The 20,924-nt window shown below is 65.5% G+C and carries 18 protein-coding genes and 1 tRNA gene; 12 read left to right on the top strand and 7 right to left on the bottom strand.

What is annotated here, in order from left to right:
* Positions 1–110 precede the first annotated feature (110 nt).
* Entirely contained in the window at positions 111–917 is an 807-nt protein-coding gene (locus H283_RS0112805; RefSeq protein ID WP_156023157.1) for a hypothetical protein, read from the top strand.
* 275 nt (positions 918–1,192) lie between these two features.
* Here H283_RS0112805 and H283_RS27760 read toward each other — a convergent pair whose 3' ends face one another.
* Positions 1,193–1,795, bottom strand: a complete 603-nt coding sequence (locus tag H283_RS27760) for a hypothetical protein (RefSeq protein ID WP_156023156.1) — start codon at positions 1,793–1,795, stop codon at positions 1,193–1,195.
* Positions 1,796–1,829: 34 nt separating this feature from the next.
* Complete coding sequence (locus H283_RS0112795) at positions 1,830–2,402, bottom strand: hypothetical protein (RefSeq protein ID WP_020143920.1); 573 nt, start codon at positions 2,400–2,402, stop codon at positions 1,830–1,832.
* 585 nt (positions 2,403–2,987) lie between these two features.
* On the opposite strand from H283_RS0112795, the gene H283_RS27755 reads away from it, so the two are divergent.
* From H283_RS27755 to H283_RS0112780, 4 genes are all read left to right on the top strand, one after another.
* Positions 2,988–3,749 (top strand): hypothetical protein, encoded by a 762-nt coding sequence (locus H283_RS27755; RefSeq protein WP_156023155.1) that lies wholly within the window; start codon positions 2,988–2,990, stop codon positions 3,747–3,749.
* Positions 3,750–3,970: 221 nt separating this feature from the next.
* Positions 3,971–4,885, top strand: a complete 915-nt coding sequence (locus H283_RS0112790) for a tyrosine-type recombinase/integrase (RefSeq protein ID WP_020143919.1) — start codon at positions 3,971–3,973, stop codon at positions 4,883–4,885.
* Positions 4,886–5,570: 685 nt separating this feature from the next.
* Positions 5,571–8,300 (top strand): P-loop NTPase fold protein, encoded by a 2,730-nt coding sequence (locus H283_RS27230; protein WP_196805978.1) that lies wholly within the window; start codon positions 5,571–5,573, stop codon positions 8,298–8,300.
* Between the two features lie 800 nt (positions 8,301–9,100).
* Positions 9,101–9,544, top strand: a complete 444-nt coding sequence (locus tag H283_RS0112780; protein WP_020143917.1) for a hypothetical protein — start codon at positions 9,101–9,103, stop codon at positions 9,542–9,544.
* A 1,502-nt stretch (positions 9,545–11,046) separates the two neighbouring features.
* On the opposite strand, the gene H283_RS0112770 is transcribed toward H283_RS0112780, so the two are convergent.
* Complete coding sequence (locus H283_RS0112770; RefSeq protein ID WP_020143915.1) at positions 11,047–11,376, bottom strand: Lsr2 family protein; 330 nt, start codon at positions 11,374–11,376, stop codon at positions 11,047–11,049.
* 296 nt (positions 11,377–11,672) lie between these two features.
* On the opposite strand from H283_RS0112770, the gene H283_RS25050 reads away from it, so the two are divergent.
* Both H283_RS25050 and H283_RS0112760 read left to right on the top strand, forming a co-directional pair.
* Positions 11,673–11,897: a helix-turn-helix domain-containing protein gene (locus tag H283_RS25050; RefSeq protein WP_020143914.1), complete on the top strand. Its 225-nt coding sequence runs from the start codon at positions 11,673–11,675 to the stop codon at positions 11,895–11,897.
* Positions 11,894–13,162, top strand: coding sequence for a site-specific integrase (locus H283_RS0112760; protein WP_231372276.1), 1,269 nt, complete (start codon positions 11,894–11,896; stop codon positions 13,160–13,162). The genes H283_RS25050 and H283_RS0112760 overlap by 4 nt, the downstream gene beginning before the upstream one ends.
* Positions 13,163–13,235: 73 nt before the next feature.
* Here H283_RS0112760 and H283_RS0112755 read toward each other — a convergent pair.
* Both H283_RS0112755 and H283_RS0112750 read right to left on the bottom strand, forming a co-directional pair.
* Positions 13,236–13,325, bottom strand: a tRNA-Ser gene (locus tag H283_RS0112755).
* A 10-nt stretch (positions 13,326–13,335) separates the two neighbouring features.
* A complete protein-coding gene (locus H283_RS0112750) occupies positions 13,336–13,839 on the bottom strand; it encodes a nucleoside deaminase (protein WP_020143912.1) in 504 nt (167 codons plus the stop codon).
* 17 nt (positions 13,840–13,856) lie between these two features.
* Between H283_RS0112750 and upp the strand changes: the two genes are divergently transcribed.
* A complete protein-coding gene (gene upp, locus H283_RS0112745; protein WP_020143911.1) occupies positions 13,857–14,495 on the top strand; it encodes a uracil phosphoribosyltransferase in 639 nt (212 codons plus the stop codon).
* 27 nt (positions 14,496–14,522) lie between these two features.
* Here the strand turns inward: upp and H283_RS0112740 are convergent, their stop codons facing one another.
* Positions 14,523–15,512, bottom strand: a complete 990-nt coding sequence (locus H283_RS0112740) for a small ribosomal subunit Rsm22 family protein (protein WP_028785558.1) — start codon at positions 15,510–15,512, stop codon at positions 14,523–14,525.
* Positions 15,513–15,662: 150 nt separating this feature from the next.
* On the opposite strand from H283_RS0112740, the gene H283_RS28185 reads away from it, so the two are divergent.
* The 4 genes from H283_RS28185 to H283_RS26710 all read left to right on the top strand — a co-directional run bounded on the left by H283_RS28185 (position 15,663) and on the right by H283_RS26710 (position 19,415).
* Positions 15,663–15,833, top strand: a complete 171-nt coding sequence (locus H283_RS28185; protein WP_020143909.1) for a TcpD family membrane protein — start codon at positions 15,663–15,665, stop codon at positions 15,831–15,833.
* An 18-nt stretch (positions 15,834–15,851) separates the two neighbouring features.
* Complete coding sequence (locus H283_RS0112730; protein WP_020143908.1) at positions 15,852–16,652, top strand: PH domain-containing protein; 801 nt, start codon at positions 15,852–15,854, stop codon at positions 16,650–16,652.
* 176 nt (positions 16,653–16,828) lie between these two features.
* A complete protein-coding gene (locus tag H283_RS0112725; RefSeq protein ID WP_020143907.1) occupies positions 16,829–18,328 on the top strand; it encodes an APC family permease in 1,500 nt (499 codons plus the stop codon).
* Between the two features lie 160 nt (positions 18,329–18,488).
* Entirely contained in the window at positions 18,489–19,415 is a 927-nt protein-coding gene (locus H283_RS26710) for a hypothetical protein (RefSeq protein WP_020143906.1), read from the top strand.
* Positions 19,416–19,531: 116 nt separating this feature from the next.
* On the opposite strand, the gene pntB is transcribed toward H283_RS26710, so the two are convergent.
* Positions 19,532–20,920, bottom strand: coding sequence for a Re/Si-specific NAD(P)(+) transhydrogenase subunit beta (pntB, locus tag H283_RS0112715; RefSeq protein ID WP_020143905.1), 1,389 nt, complete (start codon positions 20,918–20,920; stop codon positions 19,532–19,534).
* Positions 20,921–20,924: the final 4 nt, after the last annotated feature.

Below are 20,924 nucleotides of genomic sequence, written 5' to 3'. Positions count from 1 at the left end.
GGGGTGAGGCGCCGCCGTGCATGCGAAAGTGCGGAGCCCCGGGTAGGGGCCAGTTTCTCCCAGGCGCGCCGCTGCGGGCCTTCGCGCTGCAGCGTGTGGGAACCTCAGCCATGGTGGCGACCTCCGACGGTATGGCAGATGAGCATGACCCGGTTCTCTCATGGGGCAGCGTGAAGGCTGCCCTTCGCCGGTGGCGGGCCCGTCCAGACTTCTGGATCTCCGTGTGGACCATCTACCTTCTGGGCGCATTCATAGGGGTGGCGCGCGAGACCATCGTTAACAACCGCCCGCCCGACTACTTCTGGATGTTCTGGGTTGGGCTGGCGATCGCCTGCGCCGTCTGGCTGGCGCTGCGGTTCAAGCGCGTCCGCGCTCACGCCGAGAGCATCCCGGTCGTGCTCGTCGTGTTCTCGGTGGCCACTGGCGCCGCGCTCGACCTGGGGGACGACGTGAACAACATTGGGATCCCCATGCTGACCGGCCTGATCGGAGTCGGCTTGGCGTCGTGGTTCGCTCATCGCACGGTGATCATGGATCGCCTGGATCGGGAGCGGAAGTTCGACGAGGATTCGCGGCGAACGACTGAGGTGCTCACGGGCCAGCTCGCTGAGCTGCAGGCGATGGTGCGGGTGTTCGGCGAGGCGTGGACCGATGAGCGCATTGCGCGGTCGAAGGAGCGGGCTGGCCTTGACCGGGCTTGGGTCGATCTGGCCAAGATGCACATGCGTACCTCGGGGATCGTCAGCAACGTCACTGCGCAGCAGGCCGATATAGCCGAAGTCAGGCAGCGTGGTTTGGTCGCCGCTATTGGCGGCCGAGGTCGTGTCCGTCCGACAGCCGGTCACCGATCGAGGATTCGGGCGGTTCGTCGGGCTCGTGTCGAATGGCTCCGAGACCACCCCATCATCACGGAATAGGTGCGGCTCGCTCCCAGGAACCCCCTTGGCTAGGTGGTCGTTCACAAATCTGCGGCGCCGCAGGGAATACGGCTCTACCCTGCTGGCTCGAGGCCCAGCAACCCCCCGCCATCACCACGACATCAGGCTCGCGAGTCGCTGTTGCCATGAAGGCCCGCTAGAAACCGTCGGGCCCGAAAGTCCCGAGATTCAGCCTCTCACCACACAGTCGGGTGACACCCGCCCCCACAGACCCTCACGATCACAGCGTCTTACCGCCGCGAGCCGGGCGACAACTACGTCGTGGTTGGCCATGGGTACGAGTCCCACGCGTTCAGCAGGATTGGGTTGTCGACACCTGGCTTCTTCCCAATGTCGCGCAGGCCCACGACGCCGCCTGCGGCCTTTGCCATCTCTGCGAGCAGCATGGGTTCCAAGTCACTGCCGTGGGTGACCAACCATTCGAGTTCCCTGGCTGACGCCGTCGTCACTGGGACATCGGATAAGCGCCCGCCTCGGATGGTCGCCACGCCATGGTCGAGGAGGTAGGCCGGGCCCGTGTAGTACGGCTCTGCAGTCACGATCAAACCGAGCATCGGACGGTCCGTTGGTATGTGGGCGAAGGCGGGGTGGCCATCAGCAAGGCGTTCAACGGTGCGTGTCAGTTGCTCCTTGGCGCCGCCCAAAGTTTCTGCGAGGGATGCAAAGAGGGCTGCATCGCCCGCGCGAGCCGCGGGGCCAAGTCGGCGTGATTTGACCTCAACCAATACAACGAGGTTCGGAAGGATCACGAACCAATCGACGCTTTTGTTCCCACCCCCCTTCCCGAAAACGATTTCCGGCTCAACCTGAGCAGCTTCGATCAGTTTGAGCTGACGGCCGACGTAGTGCTCGAACAATCGTCCTAGGTCTTCAGCGAACGTGACCCCATGCTCAGCCAGGCCCGCATAGTACAAGCCCCCCCGGCGTAACGGTACGCAGGATGAGGCGTGTTGCCGGTGCTACGACTGTGTCGCCCAGATCCACAAACGGTGTAGCGACGAGCGGGTTGTAGTCGAATCGCGACATCGTGGCCGTCCCGAGTGAGTGCTGCGCGAATGCTGCACGAAAGCCTTCAGGTGTCGTCGTCAAGCGGCTTGATATCAGCTCTATGGACGACCGGGGGTAGACCTTCAACACCTCAGCAAAGTTGGGCTGGTCAAGCCAACTCCGCCTATACGTGCCTTCGTTCTGCAGCGCTCCGACTTGGAGGAAGAAGGTAGCGCCGATGGCCTCCCGCAAGGACAGGCCACCCAGCATGGACGCCAACGAGTCCGTAGTGATTACCTTCGTTTCGACATCAGGCAGTCCCTCGACTAGCCAAGCGTGTGAGCGCGCAACCTCCTCGAACATCGACTCTTGGTATGGGAACTGCTCATACGTTAAACGCGTGGTAAGTCGGACAAAGAAGTCGACGTCGCTGGCCTCGGAATCGTTCATGTCCATTGCGACCTGGAACTTGTGCATCAGGGAACGCAGGGCGTCCGCGTCAACGGGTTTGGAGCGGTACTCGTTACCATATAGCAGCGACTCTCGGGCTGCCGCAGCCAACCCCCACGGCGGTGTTCGCATCATTGCTTGGGTTGAGTACGGCGGCTCGCCAAGGTCTGCAGAAGCTTCAGCGATGGCAGGTAGCAGCTCGGTTGGGCGGAACGCTCGACAGGCTTGCGTGAACGCCGAGTAGGGGAACTTTCCTTGACGAGATGGCTTCACTATCCGAGTCTGACGCCTTGGGCCGACACTGCAAAAGCGCCTTGCCGTAGGTAACGCGTCCCCCGTCCGCACTAGGAGGGCGTCAGCCCCCATCAGGGCGCTCGCGTCCTTCCGCCGCGTCTGGGCGCCTGGCAATGGGTCTGGGTATCGCCGCGCCCTGCCAAACCGACACTGCCAAACCTTGGCAAGCCTGAGGCAGCACTCCCAACCAGGTCGATGTGCTCCGCGCCCGGCGTGGCGGTACTGTCAGGCATATGGATGGCTGCTCACGCCGGCTCATCGTTGGCCTAGGCCTCGGGTAGCGCGCAAGAGCCACCGGTCAGCAAAGGGTGAGAAACCATGAGTCTCTGCCTGGCATTCGCAGCGACTGACGGGTTGGTCGCGCTATGTGATGGCAAGACGACTTTCTCAACCATATCGAACGAGGCTGATCCGCGGCCGGCTCTCACCGATACGCGCAAGCTCGCCATCGCGCCCAATCATCTTCCGTACTGCCTTCTATTCGTGAATAGAGGATCGTACGGGGGCTTCGAAGTCGCCCATATCGCAGACGAAATGCTTGGAGAGCTTGAAGCTGTATGGACGGCGCACACTTCCCTCGAGTCGCTTGCGTGCCGAATCCAAGCGCAATTCGCGCGGTTGGAAGTGCTATATCCGGTTGCTGAAATGTGGACCGACGAGGGGACTACGGTTCGAAGTGAGTTCATGGGCCTCCTTTGCGGCTACCCCGACCTGCCTGAACCCAAGCCAGAGTTCTGGATCCTCGACGTCACGAGAGATTCGCCGCAAAGAGCAGAACCGACTTTCCGTGCGATAGGCACGCTTACCGGCGAAGCTGATCGATATCTGAATGAGATCGGTGGTCACTCGCCGTGGTACAGAAACCCAATGAGAGAGCGATTCGGCCAGCATGAGTCCGTACGTGAGATGACGGCAGTCGCTGCAGCAGAGGCAGCCGTAACCGGCCTTCAGTTGGCCGCTGAGCACGAGAAGTCACATGGGCTTAGCGCCTTCGTCGGAGGGACCTGGCGAAGCGTGGTCATTCGCCCTCAATTGGCCGAAGATCCACTCGCGCATCCGCCGTACGTCAATCTGACCTGACCTCTAGGTGTATCCACCCGACGTCTCACCCCTGGACAGCAACTGGCCGGCAGTCCACATGACGTTATCGACTCCTCCGAGGCGATTCTGCGAGTGCGTCTTTCCGCCGCCTGCCGACGCGAGAACACGCCCCGGTCTACCGTCGATGAGCCCCAGATGCTGGCCACGTTGGCGGCGAACGGGGTCCGGCCCAGTATTCAGTCGCCGCGCGAGGTGACCCAATGTCCGCTCCGACGGCACTTCTTCCGTTTCAGCCCGCGACGATGTCGACGGCCCAACTGGCGGCGGTCTCGTACTTGGCCCGCTACGGCGGGCGCACTCACACCCTCTACGCGTTTCAGCTGCGGCAGTGGTTCGCCTGGTGCGAGAGCAACGGGCTGGACGCACTGACCGGCATCCAGCGAGCCCACGTCGAGCTCTACATCCGACACCTCGGCGACTGCGGGCTGATGGACTCCTCGGTCAACACGATGATGCACGCCGTCCGTGGCTATTTCCGGTTCGCCCACATCGACGGCCTGATCAGCGCCGACCCAGCCGTGTACGCGCGGCTGCCGAAGATTCACCGCGACGAGTCCCGCACCCAGGGGCTCGACAGGCTCGAGCTGATCCGGTTCCTGCAGGTCGCCCAGACCATCACCGTCCACCACGGCGCCCTCGCGTACTTGCTGGGCATCAACGCCCTCCGCGCCTCGGAAGCGGCGGCGGTGCGGATCGAGGACTACGCCGACACCCTGCGCGGACACCGCGTGCTGCACCTGGTCGGCAAGGGCAACAAACCGGCCACCATGCCGGTCACCGTCCCTGTACTCCGGGCACTCGAGGCGTGCCGCGGCCAACGCACGTCCGGCCCGCTGGTGCTTAGGCCGGTCTCTGGCAAGCCGGTTGATCGACGCGATGTCTACCGGATGGTCGCCCGCATCGCGAAGACCGCCGGGATCCCGCGGCACATCAGCCCTCACTCGCTACGGCACGCCGCCATCACCAACGCCCTCGACGCTGGCGTCCCGCTCCGCGACGCACAGATTCTCGCCAGGCACGCCGACCCGCGCACCACCGAGCACTACGACCGCGCTCGCGGCAACCTCGACCGGCATGGCGTCCACTTCCTAACCGCCTACGTCGCGGGCGTCTGACAAGATGCCCGGCCCGCGTCGATTCCGCCCACTGTGGGGCAGCGTCGCCGCCCCCACATAGACCCCGTTCGTCACGCCGCTGATATTGCACCCGTCGGCAGAGGTGAGGGCGATTAGCACAGTTGAGCGCGAGATCGCCGGGCGAACTGGTCTGGGCTCACGCTCCCGCTGCGTCGACCAAGCGATCCCGTATCGGTTATCGAGATGGCCGCGCGAGCCCGGCTCATCTGCGTGCGGTGATCAAGTTTCAAAGGTGTTGGAATCGTCGTCAACCGTTCCGCAAGCACGTATCTTCGACATCCCTTCCGCCGGCCAGACATGTTCATCGGCCTGCGCCCTCGGGCGGTAGGGTCAGTCTGTCATGTCGCGGCTGGGATAGGGAGATTCATGGCTGAGCCCGCTCGGCATCAAAGGCGCCTCACTGCGACGTTCCTGGAGCGGCGCCGAGGAGCAGCAGAGGCACGCAAGATCTGCTCTGCTTGCACAATCGTCGAATATCTGTGCGTACGGCCGGACGCCTGCCAGCGACATGGGTGACCCCAGAGTGCCGGGCGACGGCTCAGCCGTTGCAAGGGAATGGAGATGTAGTGAACCTGGGTGCACCTATCAGCTCACATCGGCCCGGCAGCCCGGGCCTCACGAGGCGCATCCTAACTCCATGATGGTCCCCCTCGAGTTGGAGGCCGTGGCAAGTCCCCCGGACGAAACGGAAAGCTTGCGCCGGCGCGCTGAAATGGGCAGCCCGACCGCTATGCGTGAACTGGGACTCATGGCGCGAGCGAGCGGCGATCTCGACCTCGCAGAATCCTGGCTGCGCCGCGCGGCACTGGAGAACAATATGGACGCTGCCCGGGAACTGGCCCAGGTCCTCATGCAAAAGGGCGAGGAGTCTGCGGCAGTTGTGCCCCTGCGCGAGGCGGCAGATAGGGGTGATCCCGACGCGCTGCGAGAGCTCGGACTCCTCTTGGAGCGGATCGGTGACGTGGACGCAGCGGTTGAGGCGCTGCAGCGTGCCGCCGACATGGGCGATCGCGACGCCATCCGAGATCTAGGACTGCTGCAGGAACGCAGGGGCAACATGCTCGAGGCGCGCGACCGGTTCCGACAGGGCGCCCGACTTGGAGACCCTTTCGCAAAGGAAGACCTTGCCCGAATAGACCAGACTACATCCACGCTTGGCTCCGGAGGCTTGGAGGCGGACCAGAACCCAAAGCTAGGTAGTCAGGGCGCACGAATTCGATCGCTGCGCTCCTCGAATGATTCGTCCCGCGGACTAGTTGTGGCCGGGTTGGTTGCTGATTCAGCAAACTCAACGGACCTGATAGGCATAGGTCCAGACGTGAGGGCCATGTCTGCGCTTCTGTCCTCTCGACGGCTCGAGCCGCCAATAGCGGTTGGTCTCTATGGCGAATGGGGAAGCGGCAAGACCTTCTTCATGAAGCATTTGCAGGCAGAAATTCATTCACTGAGCGAGCAGGATGTCACGAGCAGCACCTTTTGCCGAAACGTCGCGCATGTATGGTTCAGCGCGTGGCATTATGCGGAGGGAAACCTGTGGGCCAGCCTCCTGGATCATGTCTTTACATGCCTTAATGGCACCAAGCCTGCATACCAAAAGGCCTTGGATGAGGCGATAGGGCAGCTGACCGGCGCTCAACAGATGAGCGCAGATGCCGCAGCTCGACTCAAGTTGGCGGAGCAAAGTGTTGCGGTCGCAAAAGATGCCGTGGCCGCCGCCTCAACCCGGCGCCGCAAAGCACTCACTGATGCGCATCGGTTGGGAAAAAGAGACCTTTGGGCAGCTGTCGAAGTTACGGCGGCAGATACAGAACTCAAGAAGGACTTGAGCGGCGCGGCGACCACCCTCGGCGTTCCCCCAATGCTGGACTCCGCGAAGGAGTTGTGGGAAACGGCGGGTATGATCACAACGCTCGCACGTCGCGCACGAGTCTTAGCGACTGCGGGTGGAAGATTTAAGTCCCCATTGGCATTCGGACTGTACGCCGCCGCGATAGTCGGGCTGACCACCTTTGCTCTTTCTCTCGTCCTGAGATTCTGGGACGAGTGGGCGGGATCCGCCGCCCTTGTCATCGGGCAAGTCACAGCTGTCTTTTCCGCCGCGGCGGCTTTGATTTCCCGACAAAGCACATTACTTCGAAGATTGTTAAGACCTGCGCTGCGGGTACAGCATGAACTCGAACAACGACTGAAGGAGGTCGAGAACCGATTCGCTGAGGAGATGGCCATCTTGCAGGATGAAGTGAGGCTCGCGGAGGCGGACTACACGCAAAGGCAAACAGCGTTGGTCGAGGCCGAGGTTGCTGAGGCGCAGGCAAAGCTGAAGCATGACGATATGACCGGCGTGAGACTGTTGCATAGGTATCTCAAGGAGCGCGCGGAAAGCGCGGACTACCAAAACTACTTGGGCGTAGTCGCGCTCGCGCATCGAGACCTGCGCGAGCTGGAGGAACTGATAAAGAACACCCTGAGTGGCAATGATCACGAAGATGGGAAGCTTGATCGAATCATCCTATACATCGACGACCTGGATCGTTGCGACCCGGAGCGCGTAGCGGATGTGCTTGATGCCGTTCACCTACTCCTTGCCCTGCCTTTGTTCGTGGTCGTAGTGGGCGTGAACCCCCGATGGCTTGAGCAATCCCTGAGAGAGCGCCATCCGGTTCTTCTTGCCGATCGGTCAGCTTCTACAACCGCTGCAGATTACCTCGAGAAGATCTTCCAGCTGACCTACTCTCTTCCCCCCATGGGGATCGAAGGGTCGGCCGACCTTTTGGCAGGCTTAGCGAACTCCTCGAACGGACCTGCATCGAGTTCAGCTGAGGGTTCCGACACAAGCTTCCCTATTTCGAGGCGGAAGGCGAATGCTCCTCGGAGGACCGGAGGTCCCATCGGAGCTGGGATCGCAGAGCAGTTGGCCCTGCGCCGCCTCACGACAGCGCTATTCCTCAATCCGGACGAGATCGCAGCACTTCGGGTCGTCGCTCCTCTGGTCTCCCACTCACCACGCCGCGCCCAGCGTTTTCTCAACTTGTACCTAGTTCTGCGCGCACGATACTTGGCCGCCGAGATCGAGGAGGAGAACGCGGAAGACGTGCACGCAGGGCTGGGTCTCTTGCTGGCAGCGGCGCTGGCGATCGGGGTGCCATCTGCGCTGCAGGAACTCTTGGCGAACCGTGCGAGCGAGCCATCCAACGCCGCGGACATTATTCGAAGCATGGAACGACATGTCGACAAGGAATCCGAAGAAGGCGAAAGATGGAGCAACTTTGTTCGCCAGGACGTGGCGGCCTTCGGATATGTATCGGCTACTGACTTGTTGAACTGCCTCGACGGCGTGTATCCATACTTGCCCTTAGGGTTCCAAGCTAGATTGCGACCCGAAGATTCCTTGTGAGGAATCGTTGCTAGCGATCCGCCCAGCGCGGTTAACAACCCCCCGCACCATGCGGGCCTCATGCCGCTGGCCATTGGTGCATGGCCTCACCGACGAGGGTCGATGCGATCGTTGCTGAGAGGGCTGTGTTGGTTGTGTCCTACCGCCGCGAATCGGGCGGGTCCCACCGCCGCGAGCCGACCACAGCGGTCGCGAAGGCCCGGAGATTCGTCGGGAGTCCGAATGCTACGTGCAGAGAGCGTTGAGTCTGGTGGTTCATGCGCTTGGCCCAATCGCCTGCCACGCGAGTTCGGTGCGGGCGGTGCGGGACTTCCTCGCCTCTCCCCGTTTGGTCATCGGCCCTTTTAACGGCCCTTTCCATGACCAGGCAAGCCGCCTGGAACGACCCGAATGGTAGGCAGCTTGTATCCCTCTGGTAACCAAGATTCTGACGTTCGCGAGCGCGTCTGCTTGGTGAGCCGGGGCAGGTCGTGTGCCAGCGACCGCTTGGACCTCTTACCCGAAGACGGTGTGGGTCGTGGCGGCTTGAGGTTTGACGGTTTCGCCGACCGGACGCGCTCATTAAAACCCTTCAACGCTAGGCGTTGGTTCTCGATCTTCTGCTCGAGGGAGCGTCGCTGCTCGTCCGAGCGGCTCTGGGCCTCCTCCAATGCTGTGCGGCGCGCGTGCTCGGCTGCGGCCACCCTTTGCCACCACCTCTTTTCGTAGGCCTCGAGGTGCGCCTGACAAGCCCGACAGACGGCACGCGGTCTTTCGGCTCCCTGCCAGAGAATCTCGTCGAATGGGCGACCACAGAGTCCGTGGTCGAGCGCCTCTCGCTCACTGTCCAGATGGTGTGCAGAACGGGATCCTCGGTCGCGCACGTACCAGTGCAGCACTATGACCTCAGGGTCGAACGCCGTCGAAGCGGCTTCGAGGTCGAGGATGGTTCTCTCCGCGCGACGCAGCCGGGAACGAATTGCTTGCAGTTCCGCTTCCTGCTCGCGGCGGCGTGCGGCCTCAGCTTCTGCGCGTCGTTGCCACTCGCCGGCCTCGTGCTTCGACAGGCGCTCCTGACAGCGCCGACAGACGGCACGAGGGCGCTCATCACCCTGCCACCTGATCTCGCCGAACGGCCTGCCGCACAGCGCGTGATCAGCCGTGGCGCACTCGTAATCAAGGAGATGCGCGACCCCAGAGCCTTGATCTCTCACGAACCAGTGCAGGGGCCTAACCCAGACATCAACGCGATCATCGTCTCCTGACATTACGCCCCGCCTTCCCGCCCGAACAGCACATGACCCCACGTCGTCGATGCGTGGAGGTCCGGGTTTGCGCAGCTGTCCGGCAAACCTTTCTACCCATCATGTCCTCGGGACCCGCGAAAATGTCCACTTCCCCGGAGACGGTAGAAGCAATCAGAATCGACAACCTCTTGTGCTCTACCAAACGTCATTCGACACGCAGCGTTCAGGGCCATCGAGGGAAGCCGCTCCGTCGTGACTGCCTCGAGGAGCGAGTCGAAGGTCCGCGCCACTCCGCCGCATGCCGACCACCCGTGACTCAACAGTCTTGGGTGGTCACATTGCCTCCGACTCGACCAGCAGCCCAGCCGTGGGACTTCCTCGCTATCCCAAGCCTTGGGAGACAGCCCAACACCATCGGCTCATCAGCTACGCGATTGGCGACATGACACAGAGGGCAGCCTTGGCGCAGCTCGCGGTTACGGCGTCTAGTGCCTGCTTCGACTAGAACCACCGGCGGCCGATAACCATGGCGGAAGTGACCGCTGTGCGGGACCCTGAGGGAAGGGAGCAGAGGGATCCGGTCGACCAGGGGCGGTGAGGAGGTGTCTGAGCCGCCGCAGTTGGGAGAACCCGACCCGACCGACGCGTCCACGCTGCCAGAGTCGCCGCCCCGGTTGGGCGTCGCGGGCGATGAAGCACGCAGGACATCGAGACCTCGCCTAGTCCGTGACGAGGAGACACCCGTTGTCGAGTTGCGTCAGAACGTTGATCAGGTTGTCGTTAGGACGACCCACGACAGGCTGCAAGCACACTTGGAGAGCTTTCAGAGGGGCCTAGCTCGCAAGTTCGAGCGACGCGTGCGGTTGACGGAGGCCGCGGCCTACGCCGGTGTTGGAATTACCTTGCTCGTCCCTCTGTTCACCGCAGATTTCCGAAGGTGGGGCCCATTCTCACCCGCCCTCCTGGAAGCTGGGTGCGGGATCTCGGGCGGCCTGATGCTTCTGCTGACGGTGCGCAAACTGATCCAAGCGGCGCTGGCAATGCGCAAGGGCAGTGACCACGGTGGCGTGTCGGCTGCCGTGAAGGCAATCGAGTCGGACCCAGAGCCACCTGCGTCTACCTGAGTGCCGGCAAGGCGCGTCATAGCGCCGCGAAGCGGCAGTGTCCCCTATCGCCGCGAAGGGACTCCTCAGCTCGGGGAAGATTGGTTGTGGACCACTCCGCAGAGGCCGCGGAGTTACAGTCGGCGGTCTGGTTGCTCACGTGTGAAGTGAGGTCGTCCAAGTCGCGCCATCCCTCCCACGCTGCCTGACGCGTGAGTCCGAGGGGTGGCGTAACCTCCGACCACGCAACTCCGCCTTGGCGGGCTGTGCGCACCAGTCGGGTCTGGGCCCTTGCGTGTTACGTGCGACAGCGGGCCCGCTGCACGGACCAATCCCTCGGGAGCGAGAAACACTGAAAGCACGACGAACGCGAAGGTCGCCCGCCCTTGCCGGGGCGGGCGACCTTCGTCGCTGGTCTCAGCGTGAGGCGTTGTATGCGTCCTGCACTTCTTGGCTGACCCGGCCCCGATCAGAGACTTTGAGGCCGTTGGAGCGTGCCCAGTCGCGCATAGCCTGGAGCTGGTTCTTGTCCGTCTTCCCGGCAGGCGCCTTGGTCGAGGATCGGCGGCCGCCGCCGATCCTGCGGGCTCTGCTCGTGAAGGGCTCGAGCGCTGCGATCAACTTCTGCTCGTTCTCCTTGGAGAGGTCGATCTCGTACTGAGTGCCTTGATAGCTGAACTGAATCGTGGAATCGGCGGGGCCACCGTCGATGTCATCGTCCAGAATCGTCTGAATTCGCTGTGCCATGCCTTGGGTTCTCCAACTGTTTGATGAATCCCTGCGGCAGCATCGAAGCACACGCAATGTGCAGCTGGCTACTTCGTCGCGAGTGGGAGGCGACGCATACCGACGACAACGCTTTCTGCTGCTCCATCCGCGGGCTGTGTTGAGCAGAGAGGCACCCTCTCCTGGCCGGAGCCGGGCCCGCTCATCAACCGATGGTCGGGATTGCGCGTCAAATAGATCAGGATGCACACGAAACGCGTGGTGCCCCGCTCGGGTCGGTCTTGGTGCTATCAGCACGCCAACGTTCAGGAGGCACCATGTCCGTTCAGACGGAGCGCATCGTCTTCACGGTGGAAGAAGCCGCAGAGAGGCTCGGCGTCGGGCGCACCCTTGTCTACGCGCTCGTGCGCAGCGGCGACATCGAGTCCATCGCCATCGGTCGCCTGCGTCGCATCCCGTGCGACGCCCTCGACGACTTCGTGGCCCGCCTTCGCGCGCTTGCTTCTTCGCCCGGCGACAGTGGCGACTCCGGCATCGGATGACATTGACGATGACCTCGTCAATGTCACGACAGCCAAATGGCCGCTCGTCTATCTACAAGGGCAGCGACGGATCATGGCATGGACGTGTGACCGTCGGCATTCGCGACGACGGAAGACCTGACCGTCGCCACGTCCGGTCCGCGTCGAAGGCTGGCGTGACCGAGAAGGTGCGTAGGCTCGAGAAGCACCGTGAGCAGCGCACGGTTCCGACAGCCGGCACCCGGTGGACCGTTGAGAGTTGGCTCACGCACTGGCTCGACAACGTCGTGACCGGGCACGTCAAAGCCACGACGCTGTCGGCGTACCGCGTCGCCGTACGTCACCACCTCGTCCCCGGGATAGGCGCACACCGTCTCGAGCTCCTCGAGCCCGAGCACCTCGAATCCCTCTATCGCCGGATCCTGATCCAGCCCACCAAGTTCAGCGCCGAGACGAAGCCCGCAACCGTCCACCAGGTTCACCGCACCATCCGAACCGCGCTCAACGAAGCCGTCCGCCGTGGCCACCTACCTCGGAATCCGGCCACCATCGCCCGAGCACCCCGGGTCGTCCCACCCGACATCGAGCCGTTCACCGTTGATGAGATCCGCAGACTGTTCGTCGCGGCCGCTGAGTCACGCAACGGCGTCCGCTGGGTCATGGCCCTCGCCCTTGGCCTGCGCCAGGGCGAGGTACTTGGCCTCAAGTGGACCGACATCGACCTCGACAACGGGGTCCTGACCGCTCGCCGCTCACTCCTGCGCCCCAGGTACGCCCACGCCTGCGGGGGCACGTGCGGCAAGGCGCAGGCCGGCCACTGCCCAGAGCGTGTCCGCATCAACCCGGAGACAGACACGACGAAGTCCCGCGCCGGCAACCGGCAGGTCGGCCTACCACCGCAGCTCGTCACCCTTCTCCAGCACCACTTGCACGTCCAACAGGAAGAGCACGTCCACGCCGGCAACGCATGGCATGAGGGCGGGTGGGTGTTCACCACCGAGACGGGCGACCCCATCAACCCCCGCACCGACTGGTCTCACTGGAAGGTCCTGCTCCAGCGGGCAGGCATCCGTGATGGACGACTTCACGACGCTCGCCACACCGCAGCGACCGTGCTGCTCATGCTCGGGGTGAGCCAAACCACGATGATGAGCATCATGGGCTGGTCCAACCCCGCCATGGCCCAGCGCTACGCCCACGTTGTCGCACCGATCCGGGACGACGTCGCACGCCAGGTCGACGGGCTCCTCTGGCCGGGGCTCGAGAGCCCGGCGGACCTCGAATGAGACCACAACTGAGACCACCACGAGAAACGCCGGTCCGGGCCCTGAGGCTCGAACCGGCGTTTCTGCAGGTGACTGGCGGTGGCGGTGGGATTTGAACCCACGGTGGAGTTACCCCCACACACGCTTTCGAGGCGTGCTCCTTAGGCCGCTCGGACACGCCACCGGGAGAGACCTTACCCGAGCCTCCGGCCCTCGAAGAAATCGACGAGCAGGGCCGCCGACTCCTCCGCCCGAACGCCCCCGACGACGTCCACGACGTGCGTCGCGAGCGGGTCCCGGGTCAGGTCCCACACCGATCCGCAGGCTCCAGCCTTGGGGTCCCAGGCGCCGAACACGACCCGTTCGACCCGCGCCGCCATCGTCGCGCCGGCGCACATGACGCACGGCTCCAGCGTCACGACGAGCATGCAGCCGTCGAGCCGCCACGAGCCGAGCGCCTGCGCCGCCTCACGCAGCGCGACCACCTCGGCATGGCCCGTCGGGTCGCCCAGCTCCTCACGGACGTTCCGCCCGCGCCCGACGACGCTGCCCTCGGGGTCGACAACGAGAGCGCCGACGGGGACGTCCTGCGAGCCGACGGTCGCCGCTGCGAGGTCGAGCGCCTGGCCGACCCAGGCGGCATACGTCTCCGGGGCCGGGACGGAGCTCTTGTCGGGGGTCTCGGATCTCTTCGCCACGCGATAAGTTTCCACCCATGGACGTCCATGTCGCAGACCACCCGCTCATCGCCCACAAGCTGACCTACCTGCGCGACAAGCGGACCGACAGCCCGACCTTCCGGCGCCTCGCCGAGGAGCTCGTGACGCTGCTCGCCTACGAGGCCACGCGCGACGTCCGTGTCGAGCCGTTCGAGATCGAGACGCCGGTCGCGCCGACCACCGGCATCAAGCTCTCCAACCCCAAGCCGATCATCGTCCCGATCCTGCGTGCCGGTCTCGGCATGCTCGACGGCATGGTCAAGCTGCTCCCCAGCGCCGAGGTGGGCTTCCTCGGCATGATCCGCAACGAGGAGACGCTCGAGGTCTCGACGTACGCGAACCGCCTGCCCGACGACCTCACCGGACGCCAGGTCTTCATCCTCGACCCGATGCTCGCCACCGGCGGCACGCTCGTCATGGCGATCGACTACCTCACCGCCAAGGGTGCCCGCGACATCACCGCCGTCTGCCTGCTCGCGGCGCCCGAGGGCATCCAGCACCTCGAGGACGAGCTCGCCGACAGCGACATCCCCGTCAAGGTCGTGCTCGGCACCATCGACGAGAAGCTCAACGAGAAGGGCTACATCGTCCCCGGGCTCGGTGACGCGGGCGACCGCCTCTACGGCGTCGTCTGAGCAGACGCCCTTGCGTATGCCGTCCGGTCAGGGCAGTGCGTCGCCCCACTCGGCGTCGCGCGCCCTGCGGTAGCGCTCCCCCGCCTTCTTCGAGACGACCTCGCGACCCGCGGTCCCGTCGGGTCGGCAGACCTGGAACTCGACGAGTCCCTTGCGCTTCAAGGGGTGTCGGAGGATGCGACCCGAGATCGCCTCTCGGGTCGGGGAGTCGAGCACGCCGGGAGCGGCGGCCGCGACCCACGAGAACTTCTCGTCCTCGTAGGAGAGCTCCGCCCCCTTGAGCCGACGGTGCTCCGCCGACCGGCTCACTCGAGCCGCGAAGTGGCACCAGTCCCCTTGTGCGAGAGGGCATTCCATCGAATGCGGACACGGGCCGAGCAGGGTCCAGCCGGCCGCGAGCAGAGCCGACCGGACGCGGAGCACGCGCGCGTAGCCGTCGGGCGTCCCCGGCTCGGCGACGACGACGGCGCGGCCGAGGCGCATCGCGTCGGCGACGAGCCCGTCCTGCTGCCTCTCGTCGAGCTCGCTCAACACGTACGACACCGTCACGAGATCGGCCTCGAGCTGCGGCCACGCGCCGGCGACGGCGCGGCGGAACGTCGCGCCCCTCAGTGCGGGCGACGCAGCGTCGGCGACGAGGTCACGACCGAGGGTCAGGGCGTCCTCCACCTGGTCGAGCACCGTGACCGACTCGAGCGAGTCGAAGGCGCCCGCAGCCGCCCACGCCGCCGCGCCCGTGCCACCACCGAGGTCGAGCAGCGAACGCGGCGCCAGCCCCCGGTCGGCGAGATCGGCCATGACCCGCGAGAGCGCCGCGTGCGTCGCCGGCATCCGGTAGGCGGCATACGCGGCCACGTGCACCCGGGAGGCGAGGATCGGCGCCGACGCGGGCGCGACCGACCGGTAGCGCGACACGAGCGCCTCGGTCGCCCGGGTCAGCTCGCGCTCGTCCACCCCACGCGCGGCGCGGCTCAGGGCGGTGCGCAGCTCGGCGGCATACGCTGGCGTTCGCGACACCCGTGGAGGATAGCGGCGACGGGGACGTCAAGCCGACACGCGGGCGCCGATGCCGCACCCCACCAGCCACGTGCGGCACACTGGTCCCACCCCTGTGCCGTGGGGCTGTCAGGGCAGCGCCAGCACCTTCCCTCCAAGGAGCGACACACCATGGGCCCCAAGGCCAAGAAGATCATCGTGATCATCGTGCTCGCGTTCTTCGTCTACGCCGTGTTCACGTCCCCCGACAAGGCTGCCGACATCGTCAGCAACATCTGGGGTGTGATCGTCGACGGCTTCAACGCGATCCTCAGGTTCTTCAACTCCTTGCTCAACCGCTGATGCGAGCACACTGAGCTCATGGCCTTGATGCGGAGCACGGAGGTCCCGGCGGGACTGGCGCCGATCCTGCTCCCTGGCGAGAGACTCGTCACCGCGGTGCGTGCGCACTGGGGCAAGCTCGCCGAGCCCGTCGCGACCATGCTCCTCGGGCTCACCGCAGCCGTGTGGGTCGACTCGAACGTCACCAAGGCCACCCAGGCCCTCGGCACCATCTTCTGGTGGCTCTTCTTCGGGCTGCTCGCCCGCCTCCTGTGGTGCCTGCTCGACTGGAGCCACAACTGGTTCGTGGCCACCGACAAGCGGCTGCTGCTGCGCTACGGCCTCATCTCCCACAAGGTCGCGATGATGCCGTTGCTCAAGGTCACCGACATGAGCTACGTCCGCTCCATCCCCGGCCAGTTCCTCGGCTACGGCAAGTTCGTCCTCGAGAGCGCCGGCCAGGACCAGGCGCTTCGCGAGGTCAAGTGGGTGCCCAACCCCGACCAGACCTACCGCGACATCTGCGCCGAGATCTTCCACATCGTCCCGCCACCCGGCGACGAGGACTTCGAGGAGATCGACGACGAGTTCCCTGACGACCCCGGGCAGCCCGGCGGTCAGATACCGCCCGTGAGCCCGATCGCCCCGGGTGGCGGCACGTCGTACCCCGACGTGCACCGCACCCACAACCCGATCCAGGACCGTCTCGACTCCTACTCGCGGGCCGTCCCGATCCAGCGGCCGTCCGACGGGTCCGAGACCGTCTACGAGAGCGACGACCTCAAGCGTCGCCGTCGCGGCGCCGACACCGGCCCGATCTGGCCCCGTTCCCGCGACTGAGCCCTTCGCCGGATCCCGGCATCCGGTGACACGGATGTGCGCCGGGCGGGTACCACTCGGTAGCCGCGGCATCCCCCGCGGCGCGCGGCCGACGACGCCCGGGCAGGACTCGCAGGCGGTCGCGCTCACCGCTAGTTTGTGATGATCCGCCCGTCACCGACCGCTCGGAGGTCAGCATGAGCGTGTTCCGCACCAAGTCGGTCGAGGCCTCGATGGCCTCGTCCGAAGAGGCCGACCACAAGCTGAAGAGGACACTCAGCGCCCTTGACCTCACGGTCTTCGGCATCGGTGTCATCATCGGCGCCGGCATCTTCACGCTGACCGGCAGAGCCGCCAAGGACTACGCCGGTCCGTCCATCGCCCTGTCGTTCGTCATCGGCGCGATCGTCTGTGGCCTCGCCGCTCTCTGCTACGCCGAGTTCGCGTCGACGGTTCCCGTCTCCGGGTCGGCCTACACCTTCTCCTACGCGACGCTCGGCGAGCTCGTCGCGTGGATCATCGGCTGGGACCTGCTCCTCGAGCTCATGCTCGGCGCGAGCGTGGTCGCCCAGGGGTGGTCGCAGTACTTCGTGACCTTCCTGGGGCAGCTGGGAGTGACCTGGCCGCAATCGGTGGGGCCGGGGTCGCACTTCGACCTGCCGGCCTTCCTGCTCATCGCCGCACTGACGCTGCTCATCGCCTGGGGCATCAAGGAGTCGCTGCGCGTCAACCTCGTGCTCGTCGGCGTCAAGCTCTTCATCGTGCTGTTCGTGATCTTCGCGGGCATCCAGTTCATCAACCGCGACAACTGGTCCCCGTTCATCCCGCCGTCGCAGCCGGGCAAGGCCGCAGAGGGCCTGACGACGCCGCTGCTCCAGGTCATCACCGGCATGACTCCCGCGACGTACGGCGTCATGGGAATCATGGCCGGCGCCGCCATCGTCTTCTTCGCCTACATCGGCTTCGACGTCGTCGCGACGACGGCCGAAGAGGCCAAGAACCCGCAGCGTGACCTCCCCCGCGGCATCCTCGGCTCGCTCGCCATCTGCACCCTGCTCTACGTCGCCGTCACGCTCGTCATCACCGGCATGCAGAACTACAAGGACATCGACCCCGATGCGGCGCTCGCCACGGCGTTCAAGTCCGTGGGCAAGGAGGGCTACGCCACGCTCATCTCGGCCGGCGCCGTCGCCGGTCTGACCACGGTGGTCATGACCCTCATCATCGGCGCGACCCGCGTCACGTTCGCGATGAGCCGTGACCACCTCATCCCGGCCGGGCTGGGACGGACCAACCCGCGCACGAGCACCCCGGTCAGGCTCACGCTCATCATCGGCACCGTCGTCGCCCTCATCGCCTCGCTGACCCCCATCGGGAAGCTCGAGGAGATGGTCAACATCGGCACGTTGACCGCCTTCATGCTCGTCTCGCTCGCCGTCCCGATCCTGCGTAAGCGGCGCCCCGACCTCAAGCGCTCGTTCAAGGTGCCGGGCAACCCCGTCGTGCCGTGGCTGTCGGCAGCCGCCTGCTTCTACCTCGTGCTCAACCTCTCGGTCGAGACGTGGATCCGGTTCGTCATCTGGATGCTGCTGGGCTTCCTCATCTACTTCCTCTACTCCCGCCACCACAGCAAGCTGGCGACGGGCGAGGAGGAGGAAGGCCGCCGAGCAGCCCCCGAGGTGCTCAGCGAACGCTGACTCCGCCCCACACGCTCGACTGCTCTCTCTTCGAACGACTCCCACGGCATGCCGTGGGAGTCGTTCCATGTGGGGGCAGTCGTGCCGTGGGCGGGCAGCGAACCGGTAGGTGTCCACAGGCCTCCTGCACGGACGGGGGCTTCGAGGCCACGATGGACCGATGGACCTGTCCACCATCGCCCGCGACGGCGTGTTCTCGAGCGCCGCCGCGTCACGCTTCGGACTTGATGCCGCAGCGCTCCGCCGTCTGCTGCGCGCCGGTAGCTGCACGCGTCTCCGGCCCGGTTGGTACGCGCCGGGGCGGCCGGCCTCCGACCACGAGCTCTGGCGTCTGCGCGTGGCTGCGGCCGCTCAGGAGTATGCCGGTCGCGCCGTGCTCAGCCACGACGCGGCCCTGCTCACCCTCGGTCTGCCGACCTTCCGTCCGGTCACCTCTCGCGTCGATCTCACGTGGACCGAGCCCGGCATCCCGGCACACCTCGGTCGGTGGGTGCGGCTGCACCAGTGCCCGACGGCCCACCCCCTCGACCCGGAACGCTCCGTGACACCGGCTCTCGCGATCGCCCAGACAGGGCTGCGGAGCCGCCGGGCCCTTCTCGTCGCGGGCGACGCCGCGATGAGGTCGCGAGTCGCCACTCGCGCGCAGGTCGACGACGCCCTGGCCCTGCTCGACGGGCACCGCGGGATCGTGGCTGCGCGTGCGGTGGCGCACCGCATCGAGCCGCTGCACGAGTCTCCGGGCGAGACCCTCACGGCATGGCTCCTGCACCAGCTCGGGTATCGGTTCGTGCCGCAGTACGACGTGCCCGGGACGGGGCAGCTGACCGCGAGCGGGTGGCCGGACCGCGTCGACTTCCTCGTCGAGGGCACCCGCGTCGTCGTGGAGTTCGACGGCAAGGTCAAGTACGAGGGCCGCGACGCGCTCTTCGCCGAGAAGCAGCGTGAGGACCGGATCCGCTCGCTCGGCTACGAAGTCGTCCGACTGGTGTGGGCTGACCTGTCACACCCGGAGCGCGTCCGGACCCTGCTGCACGCCGCCGTCATGCGCTCATCCCGACGCGACGTCCGTCGACCCCGCAGCGCCTGAACCGTGTCCGGACTGGCTGCCCCACGCGCCCTCGACTGCCCCGCGACTGACCGGGCTGCCCGGCATACCAAGGCATTCGGCCAGTCATGGGGCACTCGGTCAGTCGGTTCTGTCGGTCAGAGGGCCTTGATGATGTCCTCGACGCGTTCCTTGGCGTCGCCGAAGAGCATGGCCGAGTTGTCGCGGAAGAAGAGCGGGTTCTGGACACCCGCATAGCCGGCGTTCATCGAGCGCTTGAAGACGACGACGTCCTTGGCGTTCCACACCTGCAGGACCGGCATGCCGGCGATCGGTGACGTCGGGTCCTCGGCCGCAGCCGGGTTGACCGTGTCGTTGGCGCCGATGACGAGCACGACGTCGGTGTCCGGGAAGTCGTCGTTGACCTCGTCCATCTCGAGGACGATGTCGTAGGGCACCTTGGCCTCGGCGAGCAGGACGTTCATGTGGCCCGGGAGGCGACCGGCCACCGGGTGGATGCCGAAGCGGACGTCCACGCCCCGCTCACGCAGCTTCGACGTGAGGTCGGCGACGGGGTACTGCGCCTGCGCGACCGCCATGCCGTAGCCGGGGGTGATGACGACCGTGGACGCGTTCTTGAGCAGGTCGGCGACCTCGGCCGCGTTCGTCTCGCGGTGGTCGCCGTAGTCGACGTCAGAGTTCGACACGGCCCCGTCGGAGCCGAACCCGCCCGCGATGACCGACACGAACGACCGGTTCATGGCCTTGCACATGATGTAGGAGAGGTAGGCACCGGACGAGCCGACGAGTGCGCCCGTGACGATGAGCAGGTCGTTGCCGAGCATGAAGCCCGCGGCGGCCGCAGCCCAGCCCGAGTAGCTGTTGAGCATCGAGACGACGACGGGCATGTCGCCACCGCCGATCGAGGCGACGAGGTGCCAGCCGAACGCGAGCGCGATCGCCGTCATGACGAGCAGCGGCACGATCGAGTGCGCCGTCACGAACCACACGATCAGCCCTGCGGACACGACGAGTGCGGTGAGGTTGAGCCAGTGGCGTGCCGGCAGCATGAGCGGCTTGCTCGAGATGCGCGCCGACAGCTTGAGGAACGCGACGATCGAGCCGGTGAACGTGACGGCTCCGATGAAGACGCCGAGGAAGATCTCGACGAGGTGCACGGCCTCACCCTCGACCCCGACGAGGTCGGACGTGGCGACGAAGGTGTTGATGCCGACGAGCACGGCGGCGGCACCGACGAACGAGTGCAGCATCGCGATGAGCTCCGGCATGCCGGTCATCTCGACCTTGCGCGCCCGGGCGATGCCGATCGCGGCGCCGATGACCATCGCGACCGCGATGAGCAGCCAGGCCGACCACACGGCATCACGCAGGGAGAGCCAGAGCGTGGCGACGAGGGCGATGCCCATGCCGACCATGCCGAGGACGTTGCCGTCGCGGGCGGTCTCGTGCTTCGAGAGCCCGGCGAGCGACATGATGAAGAGCAGCGCCGCGACGATGTATGCCGCCTGGATGAGTGCGATGTCCATGTGC

It is taken from the genome of Terracoccus sp. 273MFTsu3.1, assembly GCF_000383675.1.
GTDB lineage: Bacteria > Actinomycetota > Actinomycetes > Actinomycetales > Dermatophilaceae > Terrabacter.
The sequence above is the reverse complement of the archived record's forward strand: the minus strand, read 5'-3'. Positions and strand labels throughout refer to the sequence as shown.